The organism is Prauserella cavernicola (assembly GCF_016595675.1).
Classification (GTDB): Bacteria; Actinomycetota; Actinomycetes; order Mycobacteriales; family Pseudonocardiaceae; genus Prauserella_A; species Prauserella_A cavernicola.
Window position 1 is genome coordinate 161,559 of the sequence record NZ_JAENJH010000009.1, and the last position, 14,137, is coordinate 175,695.

11 protein-coding genes are annotated in these 14,137 nt (G+C 70.9%); 4 read left to right on the top strand and 7 right to left on the bottom strand.

All coding sequences use genetic code 11. The features are described 5' to 3' along the window. The first annotated feature begins 16 nt into the window (after positions 1 to 16). Both secG and JHE00_RS27975 read left to right on the top strand, forming a co-directional pair. Complete coding sequence (gene secG, locus JHE00_RS27970) at positions 17 to 247, top strand: preprotein translocase subunit SecG (protein ID WP_200323767.1); 231 nt, start codon at positions 17 to 19, stop codon at positions 245 to 247. Positions 248 to 302: 55 nt separating this feature from the next. After that, entirely contained in the window at positions 303 to 644 is a 342-nt protein-coding gene (locus JHE00_RS27975; RefSeq protein ID WP_200323769.1) for an RNA polymerase-binding protein RbpA, read from the top strand. Between the two features lie 80 nt (positions 645 to 724). Here the strand turns inward: JHE00_RS27975 and JHE00_RS27980 are convergent, their stop codons facing one another. The 7 genes from JHE00_RS27980 to tkt all read right to left on the bottom strand — a co-directional run bounded on the left by JHE00_RS27980 (position 725) and on the right by tkt (position 10,377). After that, positions 725 to 1,960 (bottom strand): ATP-binding protein, encoded by a 1,236-nt coding sequence (locus tag JHE00_RS27980; RefSeq protein WP_200323771.1) that lies wholly within the window; start codon positions 1,958 to 1,960, stop codon positions 725 to 727. A 189-nt stretch (positions 1,961 to 2,149) separates the two neighbouring features. Then, positions 2,150 to 2,932, bottom strand: a complete 783-nt coding sequence (gene pgl, locus JHE00_RS27985; protein WP_200323773.1) for a 6-phosphogluconolactonase — start codon at positions 2,930 to 2,932, stop codon at positions 2,150 to 2,152. After that, positions 2,929 to 3,909 carry a glucose-6-phosphate dehydrogenase assembly protein OpcA gene (locus JHE00_RS27990; protein WP_200323775.1) on the bottom strand — a complete coding sequence of 327 codons (981 nt, stop codon included), beginning with the start codon at positions 3,907 to 3,909 and terminating at the stop codon, positions 2,929 to 2,931. The genes pgl and JHE00_RS27990 overlap by 4 nt, the downstream gene beginning before the upstream one ends. Positions 3,910 to 3,982: 73 nt before the next feature. Beyond that, positions 3,983 to 5,512, bottom strand: coding sequence for a glucose-6-phosphate dehydrogenase (gene zwf / locus JHE00_RS27995; RefSeq protein WP_200323777.1), 1,530 nt, complete (start codon positions 5,510 to 5,512; stop codon positions 3,983 to 3,985). Further along, positions 5,509 to 7,128, bottom strand: coding sequence for a phosphoglucose isomerase-related protein (locus JHE00_RS28000; protein WP_200323779.1), 1,620 nt, complete (start codon positions 7,126 to 7,128; stop codon positions 5,509 to 5,511). The genes zwf and JHE00_RS28000 overlap by 4 nt, the downstream gene beginning before the upstream one ends. A 7-nt stretch (positions 7,129 to 7,135) precedes the next feature. Then, positions 7,136 to 8,251: a transaldolase gene (tal, locus tag JHE00_RS28005; RefSeq protein ID WP_200323781.1), complete on the bottom strand. Its 1,116-nt coding sequence runs from the start codon at positions 8,249 to 8,251 to the stop codon at positions 7,136 to 7,138. Between the two features lie 35 nt (positions 8,252 to 8,286). Continuing rightward, positions 8,287 to 10,377 carry a transketolase gene (gene tkt, locus JHE00_RS28010; RefSeq protein WP_200323783.1) on the bottom strand — a complete coding sequence of 697 codons (2,091 nt, stop codon included), beginning with the start codon at positions 10,375 to 10,377 and terminating at the stop codon, positions 8,287 to 8,289. A gap of 318 nt (positions 10,378 to 10,695) precedes the next feature. Here tkt and JHE00_RS28015 point away from each other — a divergent pair, with 318 nt between their 5' ends. Both JHE00_RS28015 and JHE00_RS28020 read left to right on the top strand, forming a co-directional pair. Then, the gene (locus JHE00_RS28015; RefSeq protein ID WP_200323784.1) at positions 10,696 to 11,676 is read left to right on the top strand and encodes a heme o synthase; all 981 of its coding nucleotides are present in this window, start codon (positions 10,696 to 10,698) and stop codon (positions 11,674 to 11,676) included. Between the two features lie 91 nt (positions 11,677 to 11,767). Beyond that, on the top strand, positions 11,768 to 14,128 hold the full coding sequence (locus tag JHE00_RS28020) for an ATP-binding domain-containing protein (protein WP_200323786.1): 2,361 nt from the start codon (positions 11,768 to 11,770) through the stop codon (positions 14,126 to 14,128). Positions 14,129 to 14,137 lie beyond the last annotated feature (9 nt).

Sequence of the window (14,137 nt, forward strand, 5' to 3'; positions counted from 1 at the left end):
GTACACAGAGGATGACATGAAGCTTTTCCTGCAGATCCTGTTGATCGCGACCAGCGTGCTGCTGATCGGTGCGGTGCTGCTGCACCGTGGCCGCGGCGGAGGGCTGTCGTCCCTGTTCGGTGGCGGTATGCAGTCGAGCCTGGCCGGGTCGAGCGTGGCCGAGAAGAACCTCGACCGCATCACGCTCGGTCTCGGCGCCGTATGGATCATCTCCGTCATCGGTCTCGGTCTGTTGCTGAAGATCTGATCGGCATCGGCGTGCCTGGCGGGGCGCGCCAACTTACTGGTGGGTGTGAGGAAGCATGGTTGGCGGTAACGCGATTCGCGGCACAAGAGTCGGTGCGGGTCCGACCGGGGAATCGGAGCGTGGCGAGACCGCTCCCCGGCGCCGGATGTCGTACTGGTGTGCCAACGGGCACGAGTCCCGGCCTTCCTTCTCGATGGAAGCCGACGTTCCCGAGGAGTGGGACTGCCCACGCTGCGGGTTGCCGGGCGGACAGGACGAGCAGAACCCGCCCAGGGCTCCGCGAACGGAGCCGTACAAGACTCACCTGGCGTACGTGAAGGAGCGTCGCAGCGACGCCGACGGTGAGGCGATCCTCGCCGAGGCGCTCGAGCGGCTGCGTCAGCGCCGCCAGATCTGAGTCACCGGTTCGACGACAACGGCCACCCGGTCGCCTTCGCGGCGGCCCGGTGGCCGTTGTCGTGTCCGGGTTTGTCCAGGTCAGCCCGCGACGGGGTACCTTGCCGCCACGCGCCATCCGCCGTCGGCGGTCGGCGTGGTCTCGAAGGTGCCGCCGAGCAACCGGGCGCGCTCGGCGAGGCCAGTGAGCCCGTAGCCGCCGGAGGGGAACTCGGCGAGCGCGCAGGCCGACCGGTCGGGCCGGTCGTTGCGCACCTCGATGGACAGTCCGTCCCGGTCGCCTGCCAGCCGGACGAACGCCGTGGCTCCCGGTGCGTGCTTGCGGACGTTGGTCAGGCTCTCCTGCACGGTGCGAAACGCCGCGGCCGACACCTTCGGCGGCAGGTCGTCGGGCACTCGCTCCACGGCCAGCTGCACCGGCACGTCCGCGTCGCGGATCAGGTCGGACAGGTCCGCCAGGTCGTGCTGTGGGCCGTCGTCCTCCGAGCCGGAGCGCAGCACGCCCACGAGCGCGCGCAGCTCCTCCAGCGTGCGGGTCGAGAGCTGCCGGATGTTGCGGGCCGTCTGCTGCGCCTCGCCGCTCGTGTTCGCCGCTGACAGGACCCCGGCCTGCATCGCGATGAGCGTGATGTCGTGCGACACGACGTCGTGCATCTCCCTGGCCAGGCGCGCCCGTTCGTCGGCGCGCACCGTCTCGGCGTAGAGCCTGCGTTCCCGGTCGCGGCTCGCGGCGAGCTCGGCCAGTCTGGCCGCCAGCTCCTGCCTCGCACCGATGAGCAGCCCGATCGCCACCGGCATCCCGGCCACCACGACGCCGTAGATCACCGCGAGGGCGTGCTCGCGCCACGTCAGCGCGGTGAACTCCGACAGCGGCCACAGGAAGAACCGGGCCACGAACACCAGGCCCGTGCCCACCCAGACCTGCCAGTGCATCTGCTTGCGGGTCGCCAGATAGCCCAGCGCGATCATCGCCGCCACCTGCGCCCAGCCGGCGATGAAGCCGGGGAAGGTCAGCAGTACGACCGTGAACGGCAGCCAGCGGCGCGCGATGAGCGCGACACAACTCGCCGCCGAGAGCCAGACCGAGTACGTCTCCGCGCCCTCGGGGATCACGAGCCAGACGTCGAGCACCGCGATGAGGACGACGGCCACGTCGACGCCCGCCTTGCGCAGGCGCCTGCTGTGCCACAGCGCTGACAGTGACGTCGTCGCAGATCGAGGCGTCGTGGTCGTCCCGCGCGACCGCGTGCGGTCGGCGGCCCCCGCGCCTGGGCCGCCGACCGAAACCCCGGGGATGGTCATTCCCTCTGTGGTCATGGCTTGGACCTCTCGTCTCGTGGACTCGACAATGAGAGGTCACAAATGCCCGATCGGGACGCGTATCGGTGAAAAAGTGTGCGGATGCTAACGCGGTGCGTATGGAACTAACTCGTCCGAGTTCGGCCCCACCTGCAAATAGGCCACCCTGACGTGGTCAGGGTGGCCTATTTCTCAGTGAGTAATGGACTACACGCGCGGAGACACCGGGACGTCGCCGAGCTTGCTCGCCGCGGTCGTGTCGAGCAGCCACAGCGTGCGGCGCCTGCCGCGCGCACCGGCCACCGGCAGCTGCACCTCGCCCGCGCCCGACATCGCGAGCGCCACGGCGTCGGCCTTGGCCTCACCCGTCGTCACCAGCCACACCTCGGCCGCGCTGCGGATCGCGCGGAAGGTCAGCGAGACTCGCGTCGGCGGTGGCTTCGGGCAGTTGCGCACGGCGACCACCGACCGCTCGTTCTCGTACGCCGCGGGCGACTCCGGGAAGATCGACGCCGTGTGCCCCTCGCCGCCGAGGCCCAGCAGCATGACGTCGAACGTCGGCACGTCGCCGTGGTCCTCCGGCGCCGCGTTCGCGGCCAGCACCTCGGCGTAGGCCGCCGCCGCGGCGTCGGGATCGTCGCCGAACTCGCCGTCCGAGGCCGCCATCGCGTGGACCCTGGCCGGGTCGACCGGCACGTGGTCCAGCAACGCCTCCCGGGCCTGCTTCTCGTTGCGCTCAGGGTCGTCGGCGGGCACGAACCGCTCGTCGCCCCAGTACAGGTCGAGCCGCGACCAGTCGATCGCGTCCCTGGCGGGGGAGGTCCGCAGCTGCTCCAGGATCGCGATGCCCGTGCCGCCGCCGGTGAGCACCACCGAGGCCGAGCCCTTCGCCGCCTGCGTGTCCACGATCTTGGTCACCAGCCGGGCCGCGCACGCCGCCGCGAGCAGGTCGGGGCTGGCGTACACGACCGCCTCGGGCGCCGGGCTCATGCCTTGGCCTTCGGCGTGGACTTCGAGGCCGCGGACCTGGCCGGGGCGGTCTTCTTGCGGGCCGCCGCGAGCTTGCCGAGCCCGTGCAGCGACGCCTCGTAGACCTCGTCCGAGTCCAGCCTGCGCAGCTCCTCGATCAGGCAGTCCCGGTTGTCGCGCCGGTGCAACCCGATCCGCCGCGTCGGCTGGCCGGGCTGGGTCAGCGTGCCCGTCCTGCCGTCCGGCCGGTAGATCTCGATCGAGCCGGACGGCCGCTCCAGCGAGACCGACACGATGCCCTGCGCGCTCGACGTCTTCACCCGCTTCACCGGCACTCGCAGGTACTCCGCGAGCCAGCCCGCGAGCAGCTCCGTCGACGGCGAGTCGGCCTCGCCGGTCACCGTCGCCGACGTGACGCGCTCGTACGGCGGCAGGTCCAGGGCCGACACCAGCTGCGCGCGCCAGTTGGTCAGGCGCGTCCAGGCCAGGTCGGTGTCGCCGTCGACGTAGGACTTCGCCCGCGTCGTCAGCGCCCTGATGGGGTTCTTCTCCGCCGCCGAGTCGGTGATCCGGCGCTGCGCCAGCTCGCCGATCGGGTCGCCGGCGGGAGCCTTCGGGCCACCGCCGGGCCACCACGCGACGATCGGGGCGTCCGGCAGCAGCAGCGGCACCACCGCGCTCTGGCCCTGGTTCGCCAGGGCGCCGTAGAGCCGCAGCACGATCACCTCGCTCGCGCCGGCGTCTCCGCCGACCCGGATCTGACCGTCGATGCGCGCCGCCGCCGTACGGGCTCCCTTGGCCAGCACGATCACCCGCGACGGGTGCTCGCGGCTCGCCTCGTTGGCCGCGTCGATGGCCTCCTCGAGCTCCGCGTCGTCCTCAGCGACGATCACCAGCGTCAGCACCCGGCCGAGCGCGATCGCGCCACCGCGCTCGCGCAGCTCGACCAGCTTCTTGTTCAGCTGCGAGGTGGTGGTCGATGGCAAATCGATGATCACGGCCGCCTCCAGTGTTTCTGCGGGGCACCCGCACCCGGTCGGCGCCCGTGCTCAGTGGCTTCGCGAGTGTGGATCACGGCCGCCTCCAGTGCCTGCCCGTGCGCTCCAGCATCTCCTCCGCCGACGGCGGACCCCACGAACCCGGCTGGTACGGCTCCGGGGCGCCTCTCTTGGCCCAGTGCTCCAGCACCGGGTCGAGGATCTGCCAGGACAGCTCCACCTCTTCGTTCACGGGGAACAGCGAGGGCTCGCCCAGCAGCACGTCGAGGATCAGGCGCTCGTAGGCCTCGGGGGAGGACTCGGTGAACGCATGGCCGTAGCCGAAGTCCATCGTGACGTCCCGGACCTCCATCGTGGTGCCGGGCACCTTGGAGCCGAAGCGCATCGTGATGCCCTCGTCCGGCTGCACGCGGATCACCAGCGCGTTCTCGCCCAGCTCCTCGGTGGAGGTGGAGTCGAACGGAAGGTGCGGCGCCCGCTTGAACACCACGGCCACCTCGGTGACCCGCCTGCCCAGCCGCTTGCCGGTGCGCAGGTAGAACGGCACCCCCGCCCAGCGGCGGTTCTGCACCTCCAGCGTCACCGCGGCGTAGGTCTCGGTGATGGACTCCTTCGAGAAGCCGCCCTCCTGCAGCAGCCCTGGCACCTTCATGCCGCCCTGCCAGCCGCCCGCGTACTGGCCGCGCGCGGTGGTCTCGTCGAACGGGCCCACCGGCTTGGTGGCGCTGAGCACCTTGACCTTCTCGGACCGCAGCGCCCTCGGGTGGAAGGAGACGGGCTCCTCCATCGCCGTGAGCGCCAGCAGCTGCAGCAGGTGGTTCTGGATCACGTCACGCGCGGCCCCGATGCCGTCGTAGTAACCGGCCCTGCCGCCGAGACCGATGTCCTCGGCCATCGTGATCTGCACGTGGTCGACGTAGTTGGCGTTCCAGATCGGCTCGAACATCTGGTTGGCGAAGCGCAGCGCCAGGATGTTCTGCACCGTCTCCTTGCCGAGGTAGTGGTCGATGCGGAACACCGACTCCTCGGGGAAGACGTCGTTGAGGACCGTGTTGAGCTCCTGCGCGCTGCGCAGGTCGTGCCCGAACGGCTTCTCGATGACGACCCGGCGCCACACGTCCTCGCTGGACTCCGCGAGCCCGCTGCGCGCGAGCTGCTTGGTGACCGTGGGGAAGGCGCTCGGCGGGATCGACAGGTAGAACGCGGTGTTGCCGCCGGTGCCCCGCTCTTCGTCCAGCTCGCGGACCGTCTGCGCCAGCCGGTCGAACGCGTCGTCGTCGTCGAAGGTGCCCTGCACGAACCGGATGCCCTCGGAGAGCCGGTTCCAGACCGACTCGCGAAACGGCGTCCTGGCGTGCTCTGCCACCGAGTCGTGCACGAGCTCGCCGAAGTCCTGGTGTTCCCAGTCGCGGCGCGCGAACCCGACGAGCGAGAAGCCCGCGGGCAGCAGGCCCCGGTGCGCGAGGTCGTAGATGGCCGGCATGAGCTTCTTGCGCGAGAGATCCCCCGTGACGCCGAAGATCACCAGGCTCGACGGCCCGGCGATCCTCGGCAACCGCTTGTCCCGGGGGTCGCGCAGCGGGTTGTTCCACCCACGTTTCATGAAGTGAGCTCCTGTACTGCGCGCATCAGCTCCGACAGTCCCGCGGCCCGGTCGGTGAGGTGCAGCCGCAGCACGGGCCTGCCCGCGTCGGCGAGTACCTGGCCGTCGCCGAGCGCCTGGGCCCGCTGCAGCTGACCGAGCGTGTAGGGCCGCTCCGGCACCTCGAGGTCGTGCTCCGGGGTGCCGGTGATCTGCAGGAAGATGCCGTTCGGATGTCCGCCCTTGTGGTACTGGCCGGTCGAGTGCAGGAACCGGGGACCCCAGCCGAAGGTGGTCTCCAGCCCCGCCCGCTTGGCCAGCTCGGGCCGCAACAGCGCCGCCGAGGCGTCGTCGAGGCGGTCGAGGTAGGCCTGCACGGCCAGGTAGCCGTGCTCAGGTGCCGTGCCGAGGAACTCCCTCAGCACATCGGCCAGTGCCCCCTCGGCAGTCGTGCCCGCTCCCGCGAAGACCTCCACCGCGCCGATGACCGCGGAGGGCTCGGCGGAACCGCTCAGTGCCGCCGGGTCGTCCAGCAGTGACCTCGCGGCCTTCTTCGCGGCCTCGACGTCGGGCTGGTTGAACGGGTCGATCCCGAGCAGCCTGCCCGCGATGGCCACCGCCGACTCCCACAGCAGGAACTGCGCGCCGAGCGGGCCGGTGACCGCGATCTTGGCGCCGAAGTCGGCCGGGCCGACCGCGACGGGCGTCGCGTCCGCGCCCGCGTCCCGGAACCCCGGCGCGGCGCTGTCCTCGACGACCACGGGCAGCAGGCCGATGCCGTGCTTGCCGGTGGACTCGGCGATCAGCTGCTCCGCCCAGTCGCCAAGACCCGCGATGCCGGAGCCGGTGTCGGCCAGCACCACCTTCTCGGCGCCACCGGCGTGCGCCGCCCCGAGCGCCGCGGCCAGCCGCAGCGCCGGGTTCTCCACCGAGTCGGCGGTGAGCGAGTCGGCCACGACCGCGGCCTGGTCGAGCAGGCGGGCCACGTCCGCGCCGGCGAGACCGGCCGGGACGAGCCCGAACGCGGTCAGCGCCGAGTAGCGGCCGCCGACGTTCGGGTCGGCGAGGAACACCTTGCGGTAGCCCTCCGACTCACCCAGCTCCGCCAGCGGCGACCCCGGGTCGGTGACCACGACGATCCGGCTGGCCGCGTCGATTCCCGCGTCGGCGAAGGCCTTCGCGAAGATCCGCCGGTGGCTGTCGGTCTCCACCGTGGTGCCCGACTTGGACGACACCACGAGCACGGTGCGCTCCAGGTCGCCCGCGAGCGCGTCGGCGACCTGGCCGGGGTCGGTGGTGTCCAGCACCGTGAGCGCGACGCTCTCGGTGCCGGTGATCACCTCAGGAGCCAGCGACGAGCCGCCCATGCCCGCGAGCACGATGCGGTCGATGCCCTCCGAGCGCAGGTCGGTGCGCAGAGCCTCGATCTCACCGATCAGCGGACGCGAACTCTTGTGCAACGTGGTCCACGACAGCCGGATGGCGGCCTCGGACTCCGCGTCGGCTCCCCACAACGTGGGGTCCTGCGCACCGAGCTTGCTCGCCACCGAGCCGGCGACGAGCTCGTCGATCAGTGCGGAGGCCGCCGTGTCGAGCGCGGCGTCTTCGATCGTGACCGAAGTCTGCTCCCCAGCCATCGCCCGATCAGCCCTTCGCCTTGTCGAGCTGGCCGGTGACGGTGTCCAGCAGCTCGGCCCAGGACTTGTCGAACTTCTCCACGCCCTCGTTCTCCAGCGTGAGGAACACGTCGGCGATGTCGACGCCGGCCGCGGCCAGCTTGTCGAAGACCTCCTGCGCCCCCGCGCCGGTGCCGCTCACCTTGTCGCCCACGATCTCGGCGTGGTCGGCCGCGGCGAACAGCGTCTTCTCCGGCATCGTGTTGACCGTGCCTGCGACGACGAGCTGGTCGACGTAGCGGGTGTCGGAGTAGTCCGGGTTCTTCACCCCGGTCGAGGCCCACAGTGGACGTTGCGGGTTGGCGCCCTCGGCCTTGAGCGCGGTCCACCGCTGCGAGGCGAACAGCTCCTCGTAGGCGGCGTAGGCCAGGCGGGCGTTGGCGATGGCGGCCTCACCGCGCAGCGCCAGCGCCTCGTCGGTGCCGATGGTCTCGAGGCGCTTGTCGACCTCGGCGTCCACCCTGGACACGAAGAACGACGCCACGGACTGGATGTCGGTGAGGTCGTGGCCGTTGGCCTTGGCCTGCTCCAGGCCGGCGAAGTAGGCCTCGATCACCGCCTGGTAGCGCTCGACCGAGAAGATCAGCGTGACGTTGACGCTGATGCCCTCGGCCAGTGTCCGCGTGATCGCGGGAAGACCCTGCTCGGTGGCGGGGATCTTCACCAGGACGTTGGGGCGGTCCACCGTCTTCCACAGGTCCTGCGCCTCGGCGACCGTCTTGTCCGTGTCGCGGGCGAGGCCCGGGTCGACCTCGATGGACACGCGGCCGTCGACGCCGTTGGTGGCGGAGTAGACGTCGCGGAAGAGATCCGCGGCGTTGCGCACGTCGGTGGTGGTCAGCTCGCGCACGACGGCGCTGAGGTCCGCGCCGCGCGCCGCCAGCTCACGAACCTGCTCGTCGTAGGCCTCGCCGTCGGACAGCGCGCCCGCGAAGATCGTCGGGTTGGTGGTGACCCCCACGACGTGCTGGTCGCGGATGAGCCCGGCGAGGTTGCCGGAGTTCAGGCGCTCCCTCGACAGGTCGTCGAGCCAGATCGACACGCCTGCCTGCGAGAGCTCGGCCAGCCGGTCGGTGTTGCTCATGACGTGATCCCCTTTGATAGTCGGGAGTTTCCGAGTCAGGAGTTCTTCTGCAGTGAGCGGCGGGCGGCGTCGACCACGGCGTCGGCCGTGATGCCGAACTCCTGGAACAGGGTCTTGAAGTCCGCCGAGGCGCCGAAGTGCTCGATGGACACGATCTCGCCGCCGTCGCCGACGAAGCGGTACCACGGCTGCGCGATGCCGGCCTCGACGGCGACGCGGGCCTTGACGGTCGGCGGGATCACCGCGTCGCGGTAGCTCTGGTCCTGTGCGTCGAACCACTCGACGCAGGGCATGGACACCACACTGGTGGCAACGCCCTCGGCCTCGAGGGTCTTCCTGGCCTCCACGGCCAGCTGTACCTCGGAACCGGTGGCGATGAGCACGACCTCGGGAGTGCCGTTGGAGGCCTCGGCGAGCACGTAGCCGCCCTTGGCGACGCCCTCGGTGCTGGTGCCCTCGAGCACCGGCACGTTCTGCCGGGTCAGCGCCAGGCCGGACGGGGTGTCGTTGTCCTCGAGCACGGCCTTCCACGCGGCGACGGTCTCGTTGGCGTCGGCGGGCCTCACCACGTTGAGGCCGGGGATGGCGCGCAGCGCGGAGAGCTGCTCGATCGGCTGGTGGGTCGGGCCGTCCTCGCCGAGCCCGATGGAGTCGTGCGTCCACACGTAGGTGACGGGCGCCTTCATCAGCGCGGCGAGCCGCACCGCGGGCCGCATGTAGTCGCTGAAGATCAGGAAGGTGGCGCCGTAGGGCCGGGTGCCGCCGTGCAGCGCGATGCCGTTGAGGATCGAGCCCATCGCGTGCTCGCGGACACCGAAGTGCAGCGTGCGGCCGTACGGGTTGGCCTTCCACATGTCGGTGGAGGCGCTGACGGGACCGAACGAGTCGGCGCCCTTCATGGTGGTGTTGTTGCTCTCGGCGAGGTCGGCCGAACCGCCCCACAGCTCCGGCAGCGCGTCGGCGACGGCCGAGAGCACCTCACCGGAGGCCTTGCGGGTGGCGACGCCCTTCGCGTCGGGCTCCCAGCTGGGCAGCTTCGTTTCCCAGCCCTGGGGCAGGGAACGCGTGCGCAGCCGGTCGGCCAGCTCCTTGCGCTCCGGGTTGGCCTGGGCCCAGGCGTTCCACAGCTCCTGCCACGTCGCGTGCTCGGCCTTGCCGCGCTCGAGGGCCTGGCGCGTGTGGGCGAGGACCTCGTCGTCGATGTGGAAGTTCTGCTCCGGGTCGAAGCCCAGGATCTTCTTGACGGCGGCGACCTCGTCGGCGCCCAGCGCGGCGCCGTGGGCCTTGCCGGTGCCCATCTTCTCCGGCGCCGGGTAGCCGATCACGGTGCGCAGCAGGATGAACGACGGGCGCGAGGTCTCGGCCTTGGCGGCCTCGATGGCCTGCTCGAACGCGACGACGTCCTCGCCGCCGTCCACGACCTGGACGTGCCAGCCGTAGGACTCGTAGCGCTTCGCGGTGTCCTCGGACAGCGCGATGTTGGTGTCGTCCTCGATGGAGATCTTGTTGTCGTCGTAGATCACCACGAGGTTGCCGAGCTCCTGGCGGCCCGCGATCGAGGAGGCCTCGGACGTGACGCCCTCCTCGATGTCGCCGTCGGAGGCGATCACGTAGACGTGGTGGTCGAACAGGCTCTCGCCCTGCGGGGCGTCGGGGTCGAGCAGGCCGCGCTCACGGCGGGCGGCCATGGCCATGCCGACGGCGTTGGCCAGGCCCTGGCCGAGCGGGCCGGTGGTGGTCTCCACGCCCGCGGTGTGCCGGTACTCCGGGTGGCCCGGGGTCTTCGAGTCCCACTTGCGCAGCTGCTCGAGGTCGGCCATCTCGAGGCCGTAGCCCGCGAGGAAGAGCTGGATGTAGAGCGTGAGGCTGCTGTGGCCGGCCGAGAGGACGAACCGGTCGCGCGCGGGCCACTCCGGGTCGGTGGGGTCGTGGCGCATGACGCGCTGGTAGAGCGAGTAGGCCACCGGCGCCAGGCTCATCGCGGTGCCCGGGTGACCACTGCCGCAGTTCTCGACGGCGTCGGCGGCCAGCACCCGAGCCGTGTCCACCGCTCGGGTGTCCAGTTCGGTCCAGTCCGCGGGGTAGTTCCGGCGCAGCAGGGGGTTGTTCTCGACGTTTTCCGACACTGAACTGGCTCCTGAGTCGATGTCACGTGGTGGCTCTTCGTGGTTACCCGGTGGCCCGGCCGCCACCTATCTTAATCGATCAGGAACGGATGGACCGCCGATCGTTCGAGGTGGCGCGTATTCCGGGGCCGACGGGCGCCAGCCTAGTAGGTACCCGGTGCGCTCGCGGGGCCACCAACGGGCGGAGCCCGGTGCGATCCACGTCTCCTCCGCGCGATGCCGGTCCGAGCCTCGAAACGGCTTCTACTACGATCTGTCACGGCAGCTGGGTCGCCGACCGCGACCCGATGCCAACCCCGATCTGACGCAGGGAGCGAGATGTCGTTGGTGCACGCTGCGCACGGCCGCAGTGACAACACCAGCGCCGTGCATCCCACCGGTGAGTCCCCTTCCGGTGGCCGGCGAGGTGTCCGGCAGGTCGTCGGCGCGTACGCCGCCCTCGCCAAGCCGAGGGTCATCGAGCTGTTGCTCGTGACCACCATTCCCGCGATGTTCCTCGCGGGCAGGGAGATCCCGTCGCCGTGGCTGGTGCTGGCCACGCTGCTCGGCGGCACGATGGCTGCGGGCAGCGCCAACGCGCTGAACTGCGTGATCGACGCCGACATCGACAAGGTGATGAACCGGACCAAGCGGCGTCCGCTGGTGCGCGACTCCGTGCCCAGACGCGGCGCGCTGGTCTTCGGGCTCGCGCTCGGCGTCGCCTCGTTCGCGGTCCTCTTCGTCACCGTGAACCTGCTGGCGGCGCTGCTCGCGATCGCCACGATCCTCTTCTACATCTTCGTCTACACACTCGTGCTCAAGCGGCGCACGCCGCAGAACGTCGTGTGGGGCGGCGCCGCGGGCTGCATGCCCGTGGTCATCGGCTGGGCCGCCGTCGAGGGCACCGTCTCCTGGCCCGCGTTCGTGATGTTCGGCGTGATCTTCTTCTGGACGCCGCCGCACACCTGGGCGCTGGCCATGAAGTACCGCGAGGACTACGAGCGCGCGGGCGTCCCGATGCTGCCCGTGGTGGCCACGCCGCAGCACGTCGCCAAGCAGATCGTCATCTACTCGTGGGTGATGGTCGGCTGGACGCTGCTGCTGGCGCCCGCGACGAGCTGGCTCTACGCCGCGTTCGCCGCGGTGGCCGGTGCCTGGTTCCTGTTCTACGCGCACCGGTTGTACGCGGCCGTGCAGCGGGGCGTGGAGACCAAGCCGATGGCCCTGTTCCACCGGTCCAACACGTACCTGATGATCGTGTTCTGCGCGCTGGCCGTCGACTCGGCCATCGGCCTGCCGGTGCTCGGCCTGCCTTTCTGAGCTCCGCGCGGGATCGCGTCGCGGGGAATTCTTCCCGGGCCGTGTTCGTTATGACTCGGCCACCGATTCCCCATCCGAAAGCAGGCCGCACTTGTCCGTGTCCCCGAACGACGGCACCGACAGCGCCGGGAAGTCCGCTGAGATCGCCGCCGAGCAGGAGTACGTGTCGCTGCTCTACGGCAAGCTCGACGCCGAGCGGGAGCTCGCCGAGCGGCGGCTGACCGAGGCGCTGCGCTCGGGAGGCAGCGGGCCGCAGGCCCAGGCCGAGCGGGAGGCCGCGACGGCGACGCACAGCGACCGGCTCGCCCAGCTCAGCTCCGTCGAGCAGGGCCTGTGCTTCGGCAGGCTCGACTTCTCCGAGGGGCACGATGACGACTCGCCGATCTACATCGGCAGGCTCGGCCTCTTCGACGAGTCCGACGACTACAAGCCGCTGCTGATCGACTGGCGCGCCCCCGTCTCGCGGCCGTTCTACCTCGCGACGGCCGCGTCGCCCGACGGCGTGCAGCGCAGGCGCCACATCCGCACGCTCACCCGCCGGGTCGTGGGCGTCGACGACGAGATCCTCGACCTCGGCTCCGCCGGGAGCAGCGACCACCTCGGACTCGCGGGGGAGGCGGCCCTGCTCGCCGCACTGGAGCAGCGGCGCACGGGCGCGATGTCCGACATCGTGGCCACGATCCAGGCCGAACAGGACCGCATCATCCGCGCCGACCTCAGCGGCGTCATGGTCGTGCAGGGCGGGCCTGGGACGGGCAAGACCGCCGTGGCGCTGCACCGCGCGGCGTTCCTGCTCTACACCTACCGGCGTCAGCTCGACACCCGCGGCGTGCTCGTGGTCGGGCCCAACAGCACGTTCCTGCGCTACATCGGGCAGGTGCTGCCGTCGCTGGGCGAGACGGGCGTGCTCCTCTCGACCGTCGGCGAGCTCTTTCCCGGCCTCGCCGCCACGGGCGCCGACTCGCCGGAGGCCGCCGAGATCAAGGGCAGGCTCGCGATGGTCGACGTGCTGACCGCGGCCGTGCGCGACCGCCAGACGGTGCCGGACGAGGCGCTGGAGATCCTCGTCGAGGGCGAGGTCCTCACGCTCGACCGAGGCGTGTGCGAGCGGGCGAGGGAGAAGGCCAGGGGCACCCTCAAGCCGCACAACCTCGCGCGCAGGGTGTTCCTCGACCGGTTGCTCGACGCGCTCGCCGAGCAGTCGGTGCAGCGGCTCGAGTCGGTGGTGCTCGACAACGTGCCCGACATCCCGCTCGCCGAGGACGAGAGCGACGACGGCGACCTGCTCGACGCACGTGACCTCGCCACCATCCGGCAGGAGCTGGCCGAGGACCCCACCGTGCTCACCGCGTTGAACGGGTTGTGGCCCAAGATCACGCCACAGGAGCTGTTGAGCGACCTGCTCACGTCGCCCGAGCGGCTGGACTCCGCCACCCGCGGGCACCTCGCCGACGACGAGCGCGACGTGCTGCTGCGGCTGCCAGGCTCGCTGTGGACGCCGGCCGACGTCCCGCTGCTGGACGAGCTGGCCGAGCTGCTCGGCGAGGACGACACCGCGATCAGGGCGCGGCGCGCGCAGCGCGAGCGCGAGGACCGGGCCTACGCCGAGGGCGTGCTCGACATCCTGGACCAGGACGAGGAGATCTTCGACGAGGAGCGCATCCGCGTCAGCGACGTCCTCGACGCCGACCTGCTCGCCGAGCGGCAGGACGCCGCGAGCGGGCTGACGGCGGCGCAGCGGGCCGCGCAGGACCGCACGTGGACGTTCGGCCACGTGATCGTGGACGAGGCACAGGAGCTCTCGCAGATGGACTGGCGCATCCTCATGCGCCGGTGCCCGAGCCGCTCGATGACGATCGTGGGCGATGTGTCGCAGACCGGCTCGCCCGCTGGCACGTCGTCGTGGGGCGGTGTGCTGGACCGCTACGTCGCGGACCGCTGGCGGCTGCGGGAGCTGACGGTGAACTACCGGACACCCGCCGAGATCATGAACCTCGCCGCGGGCGTGCTCGCCGAGATCGATCCGGAGCTGCGCGCGCCCACGTCGGTGCGCGAGACGGGGGAGCAGCCCTGGCAGCGCCCGGTGCCGCGCGCGGACGTCGCGGGCGAGATTCGCTCCATTGTGGACGTTGAGCTGGCCGGAGTCGAGGGCGGCACCGTGGCCGTGCTCGTGCCCGCGGACCTGGAGGGATCGCTGTCGGCCGAGCTGGCCGGGGCGGGTGGCACCACCGCCGAGGACGACAACCCGAGAGTGTCGGTGCTCACGGTCGACCGCGCGAAGGGGCTCGAGTTCGACGCCGTCGTGGTGGTGGCTCCCGACGAGGTCGTGGCCGAGTCGGCCCGGGGCCTCAACGATCTGTACGTGGCGCTGACGAGGGCCACCAAACGGCTCGGGATCGTCCACACGGGACCGCGGATGGGCGCCCTGTCAGGCGCGGAAAACGGCCGGTAGGCGCCCAGC